Below are 13,314 nucleotides of genomic sequence, written 5' to 3' on the forward strand. Positions count from 1 at the left end.
ACAAAAGAGACGCAAGCGATAATCCGCTTGCGTCTCTTAACCTATTCACCATTCAACATGGTTACTTTGTATAATGACGTTGTCGCATAGCCTCGAACATTAACACAGATGAAGCCATCCCCACGTTCAGTGACTCTGCCTGTCCACGCATAGGGATTATTAACGTATCATCGACTAACTGCTGTACACGCTCTGACACACCCTTAGCCTCGTTGCCGACAAGCAACCACGTAGAACCAGCGAATCGATACTCATAACATGTATACTCGGCTTGGAGACTCGTACTAACCAATCGAGCTCCACCCTGCTTAGCTTGTGGCAAAATATCGAGTAAATCGCCCTCAACCACTGGTAGGTGAAAAAAGGATCCCATCGTAGAACGAATGGTCTTAGGATTGTACAAATCTACACATCCTTGACCTAATATCACACCATCCGCTCCTGCCGCATCCGCACTGCGTATAATCGTACCTACATTCCCTGGATCTTGGACACCGTCTAGTACCATCACCAGACTATTCTCTATAGAAAGTAACTGAGCAAGATCAACAGGGCGCTTACGAACAACCGCGAATACGGGTTGAGGCGTAACCGTATCTGTACATTTTGCTATGATCGCTTCCGTTACACCAATCCATTCAACATCATTTGAGTGTAAATGCTTCAACTCCGCAGGAATCCCTTTATCCATATCATAAGCAACACATTCAATATCTGCTTCAGATTGAAAAGCTTCCAGTACTAAGTGAACGCCTTCTACAGCAAATTTATGACTTTTATCCCGATGTTTCTTCTCTAACAATTGCGTCCATTCTTTCACTCGTGCATTGTGTAGGGATGTAATATCCATCTTAAACCCATCCTTATCTTCGTATCCCTATTTATTTGGAGAATTCTAGTTCTAATTTAACTAAATCGTCTTTTTGTCCTAAAATAATGAGCACATCATCTTTGTCCAAAGGATCATTCGCATTTGGGGAGATATTCATCTTCGTCCCCGTCTTAATAGCCATGACATTACATCCATATCGAGCTCTAACATCAAGATCTTTGAGATTTTTACCGATCATCTTATCTGATGTTTTCATTTCCACAATACTATAATCATCAGACAGTTCAATATAATCAAGAATGTTTGGCGAGGTCAAATGGTGAGCAACTCGGAGCCCCATATCCCGTTCCGGGAAAATAACTTTATCTGCACCTATTTTGTTTAGCACTTTCCCATGCAATTCATTCTGTGCTTTAACAATAAGCGTAGGAATACCCAAATCCTTTAATATCAATGTCGTTAAGATACTCGACTGTATATCTTGTCCAATAGCCACAACCACGACTTCGAAATTACGAATACCGAGGGCACGCATGGCTTCTTCATCTGTTGAATTAGCAGACACCGCATGAGTTACAATGTTGGATATCTCCTGAATTCGTTGTTCATTGGAGTCAATTGCCAAGACATCAAAACCCATGTCCGTCAGTGCAGTTGCTACACTAGATCCAAACCGGCCCATTCCAATGATGGCGTACTGTCTTTTTGCCATTGTTCAACCTCCGTTTGTTCAAATATATGCAATGATTATATCATATCGGTACCCAAACTTGAATTACAGCCAGATAAGAGGGGAATATTAAACAATGACTCACTAAAGTAGGAGGGGATAACATGCCAATTGTACTCGACTTACGTCAAGCAATTGTACACAAGGTTCACAATAAGACCGATGCAGATCTACGTGACATGATTGAAGGTTCAGTTGATGGTCCAGAAGCAGCTCTACCTGGACTTGGTGCCATATTCGAAATGATATGGAAAAACATTGAGACCAAACAACAGGATGAACTAATTCAAATCGCTCAACAACACCTTCAATCCGTTACCCCCACGCCACTATCCTAAGTCAAGAAAATCCCTCTACCCCATAAGGGTGGAGGGATTTCTCTATTAGCTATTAGGGTGCAATTTCAAGGAACTTAGCGGTTGGATTTTTTTCCATCGCCGTTCTCATCGCATACTCATTCTCAAACAACACTACATAATTACCTTTTTTATCTTTTACAAGTGTCGAGTTAATTCGGAATTTACTCGCATCAATGTTATCGTCCACAAGCCATCTTGCGAATTGATACTGCATACGCTGAAGTTGCACGTCCACTCCATACTCGCCTTTCATGCGGTATTCAAATACTTCGAATTGAAGTTGGCCAACAACGCCAAGAATTGTATCATCAAAGCTCACGGTCTTGAACACTTGAATGGTACCTTCCTCTGTTAACTGGTCAATTCCCTTCTGATACTGCTTGTGTTTAAGGGCATTCTTAACTGTGACTTTTGCAAAAATCTCAGGTGAGAATGTCGGAAGCTCTTCGAACACCATGTCACTTTCCTGACTCAATGAGTCTCCGATTCTAAAAATACCTGGATCAAACAATCCAATAATATCTCCTGGGAATGCCTCTTCCACAATATCACGGTCCTGGGCAAGGAATTGTTGCGGTTGCGACAATTTAATGTCCTTTCCTACACGAATATGCTTAACACTCATCCCACGCTGGAACTTACCTGAGACGATACGAAGGAAAGCGATTCTATCGCGGTGAGCCGGATTCATATTCGCCTGAATCTTGAATACATACCCAGAGAATTTCTCATTTGTTGGATTCACAAGACCACCTATACTACGACGTGGTTCTGGTTTAGGCGCAAGTTGTAGGAAGTTTTCTAGGAATGTTTGAACGCCGAAGTTGTTAATTGCACTCCCGAAAAATAAAGGAGTTAATTCTCCGTTGTTTACTTTCTCTAGATCAAATGGATCTCCTGCAACATCAAGCAACTCTAAATCCTGACATAATTGATCATGTAAGTATTCGCCAGCCATCTCACGAATAATAGGATCACGGTAGCCAGAGACCTTCTGCACTTTAATCGTAGAGTGATCATTACCTTGGAATAGTTCCACTTGATTCTTCATCCGATCGTATACACCGCATAGTTCGCGTCCTGTACCGATTGGCCAGTTCATAGGAACGGAACGAATTCCAAGTACCTGCTCTAGCTCTTCCATTAATTCAAAAGGAGTACGGCCTTCACGATCCAGTTTATTTACGAATGTAAAAATTGGAATACCTCTTTGGGCGCATACTTGAAACAGTTTAACGGTCTGCTTCTCTACACCTTTGGCAACGTCAATTAACATCACTGCGCTATCTGCTGCTGTAAGCGTCCGATAGGTATCCTCACTAAAGTCTTGGTGACCTGGCGTATCCAGAATGTTAACACGATGTCCACTATAATCAAATTGCATAACGGAAGAAGTAACCGAGATACCCCGTTGCTTCTCAATTTCCATCCAGTCACTCGTAGCATGCTTACTAGCCTTACGGGCTTTAACTGTACCCGCCAGACGAATAGCACCACCAAATAGGAGTAGTTTCTCCGTTAAAGTTGTTTTTCCAGCATCCGGGTGGGAAATAATCGCAAAGGTTCTGCGCTTATCCACTTCCTTCTGCAACGTTGGGTCTAATACTTCGCTCATTTCTCATTTCCCTTCATCACTAAAGTCATGTCTATTATTGTACCACATTCTATACGCAAATCATCCTCATACACTGAGGTATGAGGACGATTTATTATGGATTTTCTAATTTTATTTATTCCACACAACGTTATCTTCATCCTGACCATTCACAGGCCACCAATGGAATCCGTCTTTTTCCAAAAGCTCATCCGCTTCTGTCGGACCCCATGATCCAGCTGGATATGTTGAAAGCTTACCTGGATCTTCTGCCCAAGCCTCAGCAATTCGATCTACAAAGGACCACGCAGATGCCACTTCATCCCAACGCGTGAAGTATGTAGACTCTCCGCGTACTGCATCATGTAGAAGACGTTCGTAGGCTTCAGGAGAATTAATGCCAACCATACAACTTTGGCAGAAATCCATCGCTACCGGTTGTATATCGCTCTCGGAACCTGGTTTCTTCGCGTTAATCTTGACATAAATCCCTTCCATTGGATTCACTCTTATCACCAATAGATTGGGCTCAAGCTTATGCTTCTGACCTAGGTATACATTCGTTGGCATACTGCGGAACTCGACTACGATTTCAGTTGTTTTAACTGGTAGTCTTTTACCTGTTCGAATATAGAATGGTACGCCAGCCCAACGAAAGTTATCTACGAATAATTTGGTTGCGAAGTACGTCTCCGTATTCGAATTAGGATCAACTTTATCCTCAGCACGATACGCCGGCAATTCTTGTCCATTCGCACTTCCCGCGATATATTGTCCACGTATCACGTTCTTCTCAACTTCTTCGGCATTAAGATATGGACGCAATGAACGAAGAACCTTCACTTTCTCGTCGCGAATATCTTCTGGTAACAAGCGACTTGGTGGCTCCATAGCAATCATCGTCAGCATCTGAAGCATATGGTTCTGACCCATGTCCTTCAATGCACCTGCATGGTCATAGTAGCCCCCGCGCTCTTCAACCCCAACCGTTTCACTTAGTGTGATCTGGATGTTAGCAATGTGCATGTTATTCCACAAAGGCTCAAAGAATGCATTTGCAAAACGGATAACCTCTATATTTTGCACCATTTCTTTACCCAAATAATGATCTATCCGATAAATATCTTCTTCTCTAAACACTTGACGAATTTGTTCATTGAGTGTTTCTGCTGATTTCAAGTCATATCCGAAAGGCTTCTCAATAACAAGACGCTTCCATCCTTGGCCTTCTAGCATGCCACCCTTTTGTAAATTGAATGATACACTCCCGAATAACTCTGGAGCTAAAGCCAAATAGAACATACGGTTACCAGGAATATGATAACGTTCTTCAATTTTCTCTGTTTGTTCCTTTAATTCACGGAACCCGTTAACATCGTTAATATCTAGTGCTTTATATTCAAAATGCTGAGCAAATGCATACCATTCTTCATTTGCTTCTGCCTTATAACGACAAAACTCTTGAATGGATTGATACACATCTTCTCTGAATTCTTCTTGTGTACGTGGGCGACGCGCAACGCCAATCACTGCGAAATCATCTGCCAATTTTCCTTCACGGTATAAGCTATAAATAGCAGGGAATAGCTTTCTTCTTGCCAAATCTCCGGTTGCACCGAATAAAAAAAACACCGAACTTGGGGTCTGTAATTGTTCAAGATTTAAGTTTTCAGCCATGGCTCCTCATTCTTTCTATGTAATATAGTGTATTTTTATGCATGATAGCACTTATAACTTCTTGAAAGAAGCATAAATGATGTGATGTTATTTTAGCATATTGTACTTCATCATGCCATCTTATTCCTGACAAAAATACTCAGATATCTCGAACTAATGAACCACTATACATTTAGTATTCAATGGTGATGATAGGAAACCCTAGAGAAACCCTACTCATACCCGTAATTTCATCCAGATGAACCGCAATCTGAAGATCCATATTATGGTCTCCACTGACTAAGTCAAATCCAAGAGACGGAGCCTCGTAGGAGCGACTAATCGTCATTTCATCGGTATAACTTTCTACCTGACTAAATTTCAGGTGGGATTGTAGCTTCATTTCTACTTCCTTTATGGTTGTTGTTACAGCCTGTCTTTCTTTAACATTCCCCTGAACGGTGGCATTCCATACAGCATCAATGTGCATAAGATTGATATGAGTTCGATACATATCCTGTAAACGTAACAGGGTAGCATGATCGTTTGTATCCATCGATTCCATCTTCACAATTAAATAACTCTTCTCTTGAGAAATAACTTGCCAGCTAAAAGTAACTCTAATACCTTCAATCAAAGTGATAGACCGATAGGTTTCATGATCTATATTGGATACTGCTTGAGGTATAGGTAGTCCCATAAGATTCGCAAGGTGTTGCGCTGCTTCTAAAGAACTTAGCTCCCCTTCATTCGTCCATTCACCTTGCCATTTAACCACAACTTGAAGAGGCATTTCTACCAACTCTTGACCCCATTGAATTAAATTCTCTAGTCTCTCGTCCTCTTTATTTGCTTCTTGAGCTGCAAATGCATTCCATCCAAATCCTATGAATACAACAATGATCGATATTAGTATAAGTCCGATTCTTGTGATCCTTCTTTGATTACTCATTATGAATTCCTACCTTTCAATTCTAAATCTATGAATCTACTAAATAGGATGACCTTTTTACTATTCTTTTATACCTTCATGTTTTTGTAATAACAAAGAAACCCGTGATGCACCATCATAAATGGGCTTCACGGGTTCTAATTGAATAGGGCGAACATTTCTATATTACTCTGTTAGTCCATTCTTATAAGCATAAATCGCGGCCTGTGTCCTATCATCTACATTTAGCTTAGATAAGATATTGGTTACATGGAATTTCACTGTCTTGATCCCGATGATAAGGTCATCAGCTATTTCCTGATTTGCTTTACCCTGCGCCATTAGACGTAGAACTTCCATCTCTCTGTCCGTTAACTCTTTATGAGCTGCTTCCACAATCTGAGGATGGCGTAAACGATTCATCATTTTTGATGCAACTTGCGATTCTAGGACGGATTGACCACGGGCTGCGGCACGGATCGCTTCTGCAATCTCACTTGCTCGTGATGTCTTAAGTAAGTAACTGAACGCACCCGCCTCTATTACCGGATACATCTTCTCATCATCTAAGTAACTTGTAAGTACAATTACTTTGCAATCGGGATAGAGCTTTAATAGTTCACGCGTCGCTTCTATCCCATCCATCCCATCCATGACAAGATCCATCAAGACTACATCAGGGTTGTACTCTATAGCTAATCTAATTCCTTCTTCACCACTGCCTGCTTCTCCAACCACTTCTATACCATCTTCCGTGCCTAATACTGCAGCCAGGCCTATACGTACCATTTCGTGATCGTCCACAAGCAATACTTTAATTTGTGATTCGTTCTCGTTCTCCATGAATCTCTTCCCCCATATCTTCGTGCACAATTGGAATTGTGATTTCAATACGTGTGCCTTTATTTAATGCCGTAATAAACTGTAGTGAACCACCAATTTCGCTCACGCGTTCGTTCATATTTGATAGACCATAGGATGTCTGCTTCTTGTCATCTAATTCAAATCCCACTCCATCATCATAAATCATCACCCTTACGGTCTCTTGTCTAAGATGAATACGAATCTCCAGCTTGTTTGCTTTAGAATGACGTAGCGCATTAGACATAGCCTCCTGCACAATTCGGAATAAATGATTCTCGATTCCCTTCATCAAATGGATACCCTTATCCATTTCAAACACAATTTCCATGGGAACCTTCAGCTTCAATTCATTCACTAACTCCATTAGACCTTGTTCTAAAGGTTTCCCTTCCAAATATACAGGTCTTAGATGAAGTAAAAGTGCACGCATTTCAGATTGAGCTACCGCCGCCATTTCCTCAATTAATGCCACTTGCCTTTGTGCTTTGTCAAAATCCTTATCTAATGTTCTGCCTACCGCGGTAGCTGTCATTGAGATCGCGAACAACTGTTGTGACACGGCATCATGTAGTTCGCGTGCTAGTCGCTGTCGCTCCTCTATGATTGCAGTTATTCTTGCTTGTTCTGCTAACTGTGCATTATGTGTAGATAAACGTTGTAGCGACGTAACCTGGTCCTCCCATTTCTTGCTTATCCGTCCAAGTTGTACACCAAGACGTCCAATTTCGTCTTCTCCAAGAGCAGGCATAGAACGGGCCACAATACCCTTTTCCCATGAAAGCAATGTTTCACGCAAGAGTACCAGCTTACGTTTCATACGGTAGCCTTGGTAGAAGCCACTCACCGTACCTATGCCAATAGGAATTAACACAAGCGCGGCTACTGACTTCAATCCTATACTCCACGATTCAAACGGTGCCAAATAATCGTAGGTATATAGTAAATAAAGAATGACAAGAAGCAAGACAAAAGAAAGAAGGGCTCCTTCGCCCATGCTTCTTGATAGCATGTTGACAGACTTCTTTGTCTTCACTAGGGAACCCCTCCAATTTATATTAAACGTATGTCAATATCTCCAACGATATAAGACACTATTACTTTCACTTTATAGTCAGTATCCATATAATTCGCAGATTTCCATGTCAATCGATTCATCATACCACTGTCTTTTTTTCCATCGAAATCAATGGAACCAAAGAGAACAAACGCTTCAATCTCCACTCCATAATAATCAGGAATATCCAAATCCATATCACCCATAACGCCCTGAAAGACGATGATGGTCTCTCGTTCTTCTGGCATCCCAAGGGATAAATCTAAGTCACTCTCTCCAAGTACATGCCATACACTCATACTTTTCATCACCCATGGTGATTGATCCCAGTCAAAGTTAGACATAAAACTCATTTTTTGTATGAAACCCTCATTCGGATGCATTTTCTTTGATTTACCATAAAACAACCCTAATGAGATCAGGCTTATAGCTACGACGAGGATCAAGTTGTCCAGAAGAATCAGAATAGCTCCAATTGCCAGAAATGTATATCCTTTTTTAATATCACCATTACGAATTTTATAAATTCCAAATAGCAGTAAGAGGAGAGCAACAAGGCTTAGAAAGCTGATCCACTTGCCTGAAAGCATAAGCATACCAATGCATATCATTCCAATAGCTATGATTCGATTTCTTTTTCCCAAGGCGTTGCCCTCCTTTGATTAGTAGATTCCATACGTTGTGGAGTTGGAAAAGCCATATCAGTATGGAATTCCATACTGTATGGCTTCGCCTTTCATAATATATCATACCAACCGTGATTACGAATACATATTATTTAGTTTCACTCTTTGTTACTGCTGAGCCATTCATCTTACTTTTCAAAGCCTTTAATTGTTCTTCTACCTTAAGCGATTTCTCTGCATCAACTGAACTCACAAATCCTGCATGAGCTGAACGATATGGAACTTGCATAACATCTGCTTCCGCTTCTAATTGCATAATCTTCTCTTCCATACGGTGGAAACCAAGTGAAGCACTTCCACTTTCAATACTATGAATGCTATTCACTTGAGACATCTGTTTCTTCGCTTTGGCCATTTGTGCACGTGATACCAATTCATTACGCTTATTACGCATCTTGTAGAATTCATCTTTCATTTCGTGCAACTGTTGTACCAAGTCCTTAGCTTGAGCCTCCGCTTGAAGGTGTAACCCTTGATATTCAGTGTGCTTCTGATCGAAATAAATTTTCTCCTCCAAAAGCTTGCGAGCCACTTCTTCCTGTCCATTCTTTAATGCCAACTCAGCTTGAGCTTCACGTTGTTCACCCATCTTCACGGATTCATCTACGCGTTGTTTCATACGACGTTCATTTGCCATTTGTTTAGCAACTGTAACCTCTGCTTCGTGTATTTCCGCCTCCATATCACGTAAATACTGGTTCAACATCACAATTGGATCTTCTACCTTATCTAGTACCTCATTAACCGATGCTTTTGTCATATCTTTCAATCTTTTGAATACTCCCATATCTTACACTTCTCCCTTCTCATATCTAGATAGTTTAATTTTTAATTCTTCCACTTCTTTTTTCAAAGCCTTTTTCTCAATATCCTTCATCATGTCATCCAGATCAGAGTTACGAGCATTGTTGTAACCACCTGAATTAGTGTTGTTAAATTCGGAACCATATCCTGCATTGTTATTTCTGTATGAATCTCCGTTAGTATAGTGACCACCAGGGCCATGATTCGAATGTCCATTTCCATATGAATTAAATGGAGGAACGCCTTCCTTCGGAATAACAAGTGATGCTATTAGATAAATCACCACTACAGTAAAACCACTGAAAGGAATACTAATCGCTACAAGAATTCTCAGTATAGTTGCATCAATACCAAATACTTCCGACAGTCCACCACATAGACCAGTGACCATTTTATTACGTGATGAACGGTACAATTTACTCATGAGGTTACTCCTTTCCGCCGTTGCTCAGCTTTTGTTTCAGTCTAGCCATTTCTTTTTCCAGAATACTGGATACCGAGGAACTAGCTTGATCAAGATAATCTTGACCTGCCCGCCGTAATTCCCGTAGACTACGTGCTTCTAACTCCCAGTCCGTAATTCGATCTTCTAGTCGATCAAACATCTTCGGAACATCTTTCCCACCAAATTCACCCATGCGTTGGTTCATTCGCTGTTGTAACCGTATGTTCTCCATACGAGCTGAATAATATTGACGTTTACTATATACAGTCTGATATTCAAGTTTCAGTTCATTCATCTGATTCTCGAGCTCACGAAGAGATAATCTACTATCTTCAAGCAACTCTCCATATTGCTCCAACTTTTCTTCATATATAATCTTCTCTTGAAGCGCCAGCTTAGCTAAATGATCCTCTCCTGCTTTGAGGGCCAATATTGCCTGCTCTTCTCGTTTATCCTTCATCAAGGATGCCTGATCTACCTGTTGCTTTAATTGTTTCGTATGTGATGCATACTGTTGAAATAATTTCTCAACCTCTGTAATATCGTCTCGTGTAGCCCTCAGAAATTGATCAATTAACTTTACTGGGTCCTGACTTTGCTCCAAACGCTCGTTCAATGTTGCAACGGTTATATCTCTCATCCGCCGAAAAACGCTCATACTTATTTACTCCCTCCTTAAGCAATCTGCACCTAATTTGTTTTAGTACGTATTTCTCTTCTTTCTAAGCAATGATACTCCAAATATAAGTATCGCAACTCCTAGAAGTGGTCCGATTATCCATGATAATTTAGCAAACAGTGCCAGTATCCCAATCACTAAGATAACCCATCCAATAAACACTTTCCCACGACGAACTCCATAATATCCTAACGCGATTAATATGATTGGAAATACTAATCCAAGCAAACCACCAATCAATGGTCCTAATATACCCATTAGCATTAGTGCTCCAATAACGATCAATACAACTGCTAGACCATTACCTCGTTTTAAATTCATGTATTCTCACCGCCTTTCATCTCATCACCTTATGTACTTATTGTAGGTTAACCGGAGATATTTCAAAACAGACCTCCGACGGTTTTTGTTCCTAGACCTTAGGCGGGGGACTACTTAGTCTCAGGGAGGGTAATGAGACATCGACGATTGGGTCTCACCACATAAAGTTCTAAGAAGCGTCCTGGTTAGTATACCCTTAGGTACTGCTTAGCCTCCTATAATTACTATTGAACCCATTCCTCGCCAAAGTTATGATACAACAAAACGACAGATCAGGACTTTCCCATTCATCTGTCGTCGCTTACACCGTTATACAATTGTTAAAATACATGTTAATAACAGAAAAAGGTTTATAAGTTTGCTTAGATAAGCAATCTTATAAACCTTTTATGCTGTATACCGATGGCCGGACTCGAACCGGCAAGCCTCGCGGCACCGCATTTTGAGTGCGGCGTGTCTGCCAATTCCACCACATCGGCAAAACTTAATGGTGCGCCCTAAGAGATTCGAACTCCTGGCCTTTTGATTCGTAGTCAAACGCTCTATCCAGCTGAGCTAAGGGCGCAAACACTTTAAAATAACTTGGTGCGGAAGACCAGACTTGAACTGGTACGATAGTCACCTACCGCAGGATTTTAAGTCCTGTGCGTCTGCCGATTCCGCCACTCCCGCATACATGATGGAGGCGCCACCCAGATTTGAACTGGGGATAAAGCTTTTGCAGAGCTGTGCCTTACCACTTGGCTATGGCGCCGTGATAATAATGGAGCGGACGACGGGAATCGAACCCGCGACCCTCGCCTTGGCAAGGCGATGCTCTACCGCTGAGCCACGTCCGCATAAAAATGGCTGGGAATATAGGATTTGAACCTATGCGTGACGGAGTCAAAGTCCGTTGCCTTACCGCTTGGCTAATTCCCAACAACTTAATTAAAAATATGGGGCGACTGATGGGACTTGAACCCACGAATGCCGGAACCACAATCCGGTGCGTTAACCCCTTCGCCACAATCGCCATAATAATTCTAATTTCAAACATATACTCAATAAAAATGGGGCGACCGATGGGTCTCGAACCCACGAATGCCGGAACCACAATCCGGTGCGTTAACCACTTCGCCACGACCGCCATACTAATGAGTAAAAATTCTTTTTGGCAGGGGCAGCAGGAATTGAACCCACACTAACGGTTTTGGAGACCGTTGTTCTACCCTTAAACTATGCCCCTAAAAAAGAAATGGTGGAGGATGATGGATTCGAACCACCGAACTCGTAGAGAGCAGATTTACAGTCTGCCGTGTTTAGCCACTTCACTAATCCTCCAAAACAATGGTGCCGTCGAGAGGACTTGAACCCCCAACCTACTGATTACAAGTCAGTTGCTCTACCAGTTGAGCTACAACGGCGCACCTTAAAACTTACTATCAAATCAATGGTGGCTCGGAACGGAATCGAACCGCCGACACAAGGATTTTCAGTCCTTTGCTCTACCGACTGAGCTACCGAGCCATACAAGGTAAAAAAATGGCGGAACCGACGGGATTCGAACCCGCGATCTCCTGCGTGACAGGCAGGCATGTTAGGCCAACTACACCACGGTTCCATAGTAATCTATTCCTTAATGGAATAAAATTAATTGCGGGGGCAGGATTTGAACCTGCGGCCTTCGGGTTATGAGCCCGACGAGCTACCGGGCTGCTCCACCCCGCGTCATTGATAAGCATATTAAATCATTATGGTGGAGGCTGAGGGGATCGAACCCCCGACCCTCTGCTTGTAAGGCAGATGCTCTCCCAGCTGAGCTAAGCCTCCATGAGAAAGACATTCATTATTATACCATACATCTTGATGTAAAATCAAGTACTTACAAAATCTTTTTTTAAAAATGGTGACCCGTAGGGGAATCGAACCCCTGTTACCTCCGTGAAAGGGAGGTGTCTTAACCGCTTGACCAACGGGCCTTACATATTATGGCGGAGAGAGAGGGATTCGAACCCTCGAGACGCTTTTGGCGCCTACACGATTTCCAATCGTGCTCCTTCGGCCAGCTCGGACACCTCTCCATATGGCTCCCCGAACAGGGCTCGAACCTGTGACAACTCGATTAACAGTCGAGTGCTCTACCAACTGAGCTATCAGGGAAAAGTACAAGGTTTAATCCTTGAAAACTAGATACGAATGAATTTGCAGTTCAAAACTTGCATTTGCTCCTGAAGCCTAAACTTCAGAATAAGCATTTGCTTACGAAGTAGTTTTACTTCGTAAAACTTGTAGGATAAGCCCTCGACCGATTAGTATTGGTCAGCTCCATGCATTGCTGCACTTCCACCTCCAACCTATCTACCTCGTCGTCTTCAAG

At 41.9% G+C, this 13,314-nt stretch carries 13 protein-coding genes, 18 tRNA genes and 1 rRNA gene; 1 reads left to right on the top strand and 31 read right to left on the bottom strand.

From position 1 onward, the window contains the following. Nucleotides 1–61: 61 nt before the first annotated feature. Nucleotides 62–850, bottom strand: a complete 789-nt coding sequence (locus tag PBAT_RS02790; RefSeq protein WP_068646293.1) for a TrmH family RNA methyltransferase — start codon at nucleotides 848–850, stop codon at nucleotides 62–64. Nucleotides 851–881: 31 nt separating this feature from the next. Continuing rightward, entirely contained in the window at nucleotides 882–1,544 is a 663-nt protein-coding gene (locus PBAT_RS02795; protein WP_068646295.1) for a potassium channel family protein, read from the bottom strand. Nucleotides 1,545–1,666: 122 nt separating this feature from the next. Between PBAT_RS02795 and PBAT_RS02800 the strand changes: the two genes are divergently transcribed. After that, nucleotides 1,667–1,900, top strand: a complete 234-nt coding sequence (locus PBAT_RS02800; protein WP_068646297.1) for a small acid-soluble spore protein SspI — start codon at nucleotides 1,667–1,669, stop codon at nucleotides 1,898–1,900. Nucleotides 1,901–1,952: 52 nt separating this feature from the next. On the opposite strand, the gene PBAT_RS02805 is transcribed toward PBAT_RS02800, so the two are convergent. The 29 genes from PBAT_RS02805 to PBAT_RS02945 all read right to left on the bottom strand — a co-directional run. Next, nucleotides 1,953–3,536: a peptide chain release factor 3 gene (locus PBAT_RS02805; protein WP_068646299.1), complete on the bottom strand. Its 1,584-nt coding sequence runs from the start codon at nucleotides 3,534–3,536 to the stop codon at nucleotides 1,953–1,955. 111 nt (nucleotides 3,537–3,647) lie between these two features. After that, nucleotides 3,648–5,192, bottom strand: coding sequence for a glucose-6-phosphate dehydrogenase (gene zwf, locus PBAT_RS02810; protein WP_068646301.1), 1,545 nt, complete (start codon nucleotides 5,190–5,192; stop codon nucleotides 3,648–3,650). Between the two features lie 172 nt (nucleotides 5,193–5,364). Next, nucleotides 5,365–6,123 (bottom strand): YwmB family TATA-box binding protein, encoded by a 759-nt coding sequence (locus tag PBAT_RS02815; RefSeq protein WP_068646303.1) that lies wholly within the window; start codon nucleotides 6,121–6,123, stop codon nucleotides 5,365–5,367. Nucleotides 6,124–6,288: 165 nt separating this feature from the next. Beyond that, nucleotides 6,289–6,945, bottom strand: coding sequence for a response regulator transcription factor (locus PBAT_RS02820; protein WP_068646305.1), 657 nt, complete (start codon nucleotides 6,943–6,945; stop codon nucleotides 6,289–6,291). Next, entirely contained in the window at nucleotides 6,917–7,999 is a 1,083-nt protein-coding gene (locus PBAT_RS02825; RefSeq protein WP_068646307.1) for a sensor histidine kinase, read from the bottom strand. The genes PBAT_RS02820 and PBAT_RS02825 overlap by 29 nt, the downstream gene beginning before the upstream one ends. A 17-nt stretch (nucleotides 8,000–8,016) precedes the next feature. Further along, a complete protein-coding gene (liaF, locus tag PBAT_RS02830; RefSeq protein WP_246168308.1) occupies nucleotides 8,017–8,664 on the bottom strand; it encodes a cell wall-active antibiotics response protein LiaF in 648 nt (215 codons plus the stop codon). Between the two features lie 130 nt (nucleotides 8,665–8,794). Next, nucleotides 8,795–9,493 carry a PspA/IM30 family protein gene (locus PBAT_RS02835; RefSeq protein ID WP_068646309.1) on the bottom strand — a complete coding sequence of 233 codons (699 nt, stop codon included), beginning with the start codon at nucleotides 9,491–9,493 and terminating at the stop codon, nucleotides 8,795–8,797. Nucleotides 9,494–9,496: 3 nt separating this feature from the next. Beyond that, nucleotides 9,497–9,934, bottom strand: a complete 438-nt coding sequence (locus PBAT_RS02840) for a PspC domain-containing protein (protein WP_068646311.1) — start codon at nucleotides 9,932–9,934, stop codon at nucleotides 9,497–9,499. 4 nt (nucleotides 9,935–9,938) lie between these two features. Further along, nucleotides 9,939–10,613: a PspA/IM30 family protein gene (locus tag PBAT_RS02845; RefSeq protein ID WP_068646313.1), complete on the bottom strand. Its 675-nt coding sequence runs from the start codon at nucleotides 10,611–10,613 to the stop codon at nucleotides 9,939–9,941. A gap of 42 nt (nucleotides 10,614–10,655) precedes the next feature. Beyond that, nucleotides 10,656–10,955, bottom strand: a complete 300-nt coding sequence (locus tag PBAT_RS02850) for a LiaF transmembrane domain-containing protein (RefSeq protein ID WP_068646315.1) — start codon at nucleotides 10,953–10,955, stop codon at nucleotides 10,656–10,658. A 397-nt stretch (nucleotides 10,956–11,352) separates the two neighbouring features. Further along, nucleotides 11,353–11,434, bottom strand: a tRNA-Leu gene (locus tag PBAT_RS02855). Between the two features lie 9 nt (nucleotides 11,435–11,443). After that, a tRNA-Arg gene (locus tag PBAT_RS02860) sits at nucleotides 11,444–11,520 on the bottom strand. A gap of 18 nt (nucleotides 11,521–11,538) precedes the next feature. Next, nucleotides 11,539–11,627 (bottom strand) — tRNA-Leu (locus PBAT_RS02865). Between the two features lie 8 nt (nucleotides 11,628–11,635). Continuing rightward, nucleotides 11,636–11,709: transfer RNA gene (locus PBAT_RS02870), tRNA-Cys, on the bottom strand. Nucleotides 11,710–11,719: 10 nt separating this feature from the next. After that, nucleotides 11,720–11,794, bottom strand: a tRNA-Gly gene (locus tag PBAT_RS02875). A gap of 7 nt (nucleotides 11,795–11,801) precedes the next feature. Then, nucleotides 11,802–11,876 (bottom strand) — tRNA-Gln (locus tag PBAT_RS02880). A gap of 18 nt (nucleotides 11,877–11,894) precedes the next feature. Beyond that, nucleotides 11,895–11,970 (bottom strand) — tRNA-His (locus PBAT_RS02885). Between the two features lie 38 nt (nucleotides 11,971–12,008). Next, nucleotides 12,009–12,084, bottom strand: a tRNA-His gene (locus PBAT_RS02890). 25 nt (nucleotides 12,085–12,109) lie between these two features. Next, nucleotides 12,110–12,183 (bottom strand) — tRNA-Trp (locus PBAT_RS02895). A gap of 10 nt (nucleotides 12,184–12,193) precedes the next feature. Continuing rightward, nucleotides 12,194–12,278, bottom strand: a tRNA-Tyr gene (locus PBAT_RS02900). 7 nt (nucleotides 12,279–12,285) lie between these two features. Next, nucleotides 12,286–12,361: transfer RNA gene (locus PBAT_RS02905), tRNA-Thr, on the bottom strand. 27 nt (nucleotides 12,362–12,388) lie between these two features. After that, nucleotides 12,389–12,464, bottom strand: a tRNA-Phe gene (locus PBAT_RS02910). A 16-nt stretch (nucleotides 12,465–12,480) separates the two neighbouring features. Then, nucleotides 12,481–12,558: transfer RNA gene (locus PBAT_RS02915), tRNA-Asp, on the bottom strand. A gap of 33 nt (nucleotides 12,559–12,591) precedes the next feature. Beyond that, nucleotides 12,592–12,665, bottom strand: a tRNA-Met gene (locus tag PBAT_RS02920). A 26-nt stretch (nucleotides 12,666–12,691) separates the two neighbouring features. Further along, nucleotides 12,692–12,767, bottom strand: a tRNA-Val gene (locus PBAT_RS02925). Between the two features lie 74 nt (nucleotides 12,768–12,841). Next, nucleotides 12,842–12,916, bottom strand: a tRNA-Glu gene (locus tag PBAT_RS02930). A 10-nt stretch (nucleotides 12,917–12,926) separates the two neighbouring features. Further along, nucleotides 12,927–13,018: transfer RNA gene (locus tag PBAT_RS02935), tRNA-Ser, on the bottom strand. A 3-nt stretch (nucleotides 13,019–13,021) separates the two neighbouring features. Next, a tRNA-Asn gene (locus tag PBAT_RS02940) sits at nucleotides 13,022–13,097 on the bottom strand. 129 nt (nucleotides 13,098–13,226) lie between these two features. Continuing rightward, nucleotides 13,227–13,314, bottom strand: a 23S ribosomal RNA gene (locus PBAT_RS02945); the annotation flags it as partial.

Origin of the sequence: Paenibacillus antarcticus (assembly GCF_001637225.1) — a bacterium.
GTDB lineage: Bacteria > Bacillota > Bacilli > Paenibacillales > Paenibacillaceae > Paenibacillus_AQ > Paenibacillus_AQ antarcticus.